General features: G+C 78.1%; 2 protein-coding genes. Both read left to right on the forward strand.

Annotation, left to right across the window (positions count from 1 at the left end; all coding sequences use genetic code 11):
* On the forward strand, positions 1-1131 hold a 1131-nt coding region (locus ABL57_RS20170; protein ID WP_305728558.1), incomplete at its 5' end, for an ATP-dependent helicase C-terminal domain-containing protein.
* 310 nt (positions 1132-1441) lie between these two features.
* On the forward strand, positions 1442-2404 hold the full coding sequence (locus ABL57_RS20175) for a CoA ester lyase (protein WP_238986146.1): 963 nt from the start codon (positions 1442-1444) through the stop codon (positions 2402-2404).
* Positions 2405-2511: the final 107 nt, after the last annotated feature.

Consider the following 2511-nt stretch of genomic DNA (forward strand, 5'->3'; position numbering starts at 1 on the left):
GCCCGGCGGTGGGCCGAGGAGGCGGACCGGCTCCGCCGCGCCGCCCGCGCGGCGGGCACCGGAGACGCCGGGACCGACCGGGCCGAGGTCGCAGAGAGCCGCGACCGGGTCCGGGCGGAGCGCCCCGCGCCGGTGCCCGCCGACCCCGTGCCTCGCGAGCTCGTGCCCGGCGCGGTGCTCGCCCTGGCCTTCCCGGAGCGGATCGCCCACCGGTCGGGCGGCACCTGGCTGCTCGCCTCCGGCACCCGGGCCGGCCTCCCGGAGGGCAGCCCGCTGGCCGCCCACGAGTGGCTGGCCGTCGCCGAGGCCACCCGCGCCGCCGGGCGGGCCGCCGCCGGCACGGGCGCGGTCGTCCGGACCGCCGCCGCCCTCGACCGGGAGACCGCCGAGCGGTGCGCCGAGCACCTGCTCACCGACGCGGTGGACACCCGGTACGACGGCGGGCGGGTGAGCGCGCGGCGGATCCGCGCCCTCGGGGCGATCCAGCTCTCCGCCACCCCCGTGCGACCGGCCCCCGCGGCGGCCCGCGAGGCCGTGCGGGCGGCCCTGGCCGAGCACGGCCCGGGCCTGCTCGCCTGGTCCGGGACGGCGGACGGGCTCCGGCGCCGGCTGGCGCTGCTGCACCACCGGCTCGGCGCCCCCTGGCCGGACGTCTCCGACGACGCCCTCCAGGCCCGGCTCGACGAGTGGCTCGCCCCCGAGCTGGACACCCTCGCCGCCGGCGGGCCCGTGGACCTCGCCGGGGCCCTGCGCCGGCTCCTCCCGTGGCCGGAGGCCGGCCGCCTCGACGAGCTCGCCCCCGAGCGCCTCACCGTGGCCAGCGGGTCACGGGTCCGGATCGACTACCCGGCGGCCGACGACCCCACGGGCCGGCCCGTGCTGGCCGTGAAGCTGCAGGAGTGCTTCGGCTGGGCGGAGACGCCCGCGGTCGCCGGCGGGCGGGCACCGGTGCTGTTCCACCTGCTCTCCCCGGCCGGGCGGCCCCTGGCGGTCACCGACGACCTCGCCTCGTTCTGGTCCGGGCCCTACCGGCAGGTGCGGGCCGAGATGCGCGGGCGCTACCCCAAGCACCCGTGGCCCGAGGACCCGTGGTCCGCGGCGGCCACGGCCCGCACGACGCGCCGGGCCTGAGCCGCACGGTCGGCGCCGCACGGTGGGCGCCGCACGGTTGGCGCCGCGCGGTTGGCGCCACCGTGTGATCTGCGTTACGGTGGGGCCACCGCACCTGCCGAGCGCGTCGATCCAGCGCGCACGGACCGGCTCGCCCACTCCGCGACCCCCGGCCCGAGGCACGCACCGGACGGACCCCCGCGACGCCATCGTCCCCGCGGGACCGCCACCGGTCACGGTTCCGCCGGGCAGCCCCCGACCCCCGGCTCGGGCGCCCCGGCTCGCTTGTCGCACCGCAGCACGCTGCGCCACACGGAATGGGTACGCACTCATGACTGCCACCTCGATCGAGTCCACCACGACGACCTCGACCACCACCACCTCGCCGCTGGCTCCCCAGGTCGCCGCGCCGGCGGTCGGCCCGGAGCTCGCCCGCTCCTGGCTGCTCGTCAACGGCGCCCAGGCCGAGCGCTTCGCGGTCGCGGCGGGGAGCGCGGCCGACGTCGTCGTCCTGGACATCGAGGACTCCGTGGCGCCCAAGGACAAGGAGCGCGCCCGCCGCAACGTGATCAGCTGGCTGGACGCCCGCGACGAGCACGGGGCGCAGCAGCACGCCTGGGTGCGCGTCAACGGCTTCGGCACGCAGTGGTGGGAGGACGACCTCCGCGCCCTCGCCGGGGTCCGCGGCCTCGACGGGGTGATGCTGGCCATGGTCGAGTCGCCCGAGCACGTGACCCGCACCGCGGAGCTGCTCAAGGACACCAAGATCGTCGCGCTCGTCGAGACCGCCCGCGGGGTGCAGCACCTGCAGGCCATCGCCGGGGCCCGGTCCACCTACCGGCTCGGCTTCGGCCTCGGCGACTTCCGCCGCGACACGGGCTTCGGCGAGAACCCCCTGACGCTGGCGTACACGCGCTCGCAGTTCACGATCGCCTCCCGGGCCGCCAACCTGCCCGGGCCCATCGACGGCCCCGCCGTCGGGGCGCTCGGCCCGAAGCTGGCCGAGGCGACGTCCGTGACCCTGGAGTTCGGCATGACCGGCAAGCTGTGCCTGATGCCCGAGCAGGCGGCCACGGTCAACGAGGGCCTGAGCCCCTCCCTGTCCGAGCTGTCCTGGGCCACCGAGTTCCTGCAGGAGTTCGACGCCGACGGCGGGGAGATCCGCAACGGCTCCGACCTGCCCCGGCTCGCCCGCGCCCGGAAGATCCTCGGTCTCGCCGGGGCCTTCGGCCTGAGCGTGCCCGAGGGCTACGACGTCCACTTCGAGGCGCCGACCGACACGTACCACTGCTGACCCGGTGGTGAGGGGCCGGCCACCGGCCCGACCGCGCGCGGCGGCGCACCCCCTGCCGCGCGTCCGAGGGACCGGCGGGTGCCGTGCAGACACGGCGCCCGCCGGTC

This window comes from Kocuria sp. SM24M-10, from assembly GCF_001027955.1.
Classification (GTDB): Bacteria; Actinomycetota; Actinomycetes; order Actinomycetales; family Micrococcaceae; genus Kocuria; species Kocuria oceani.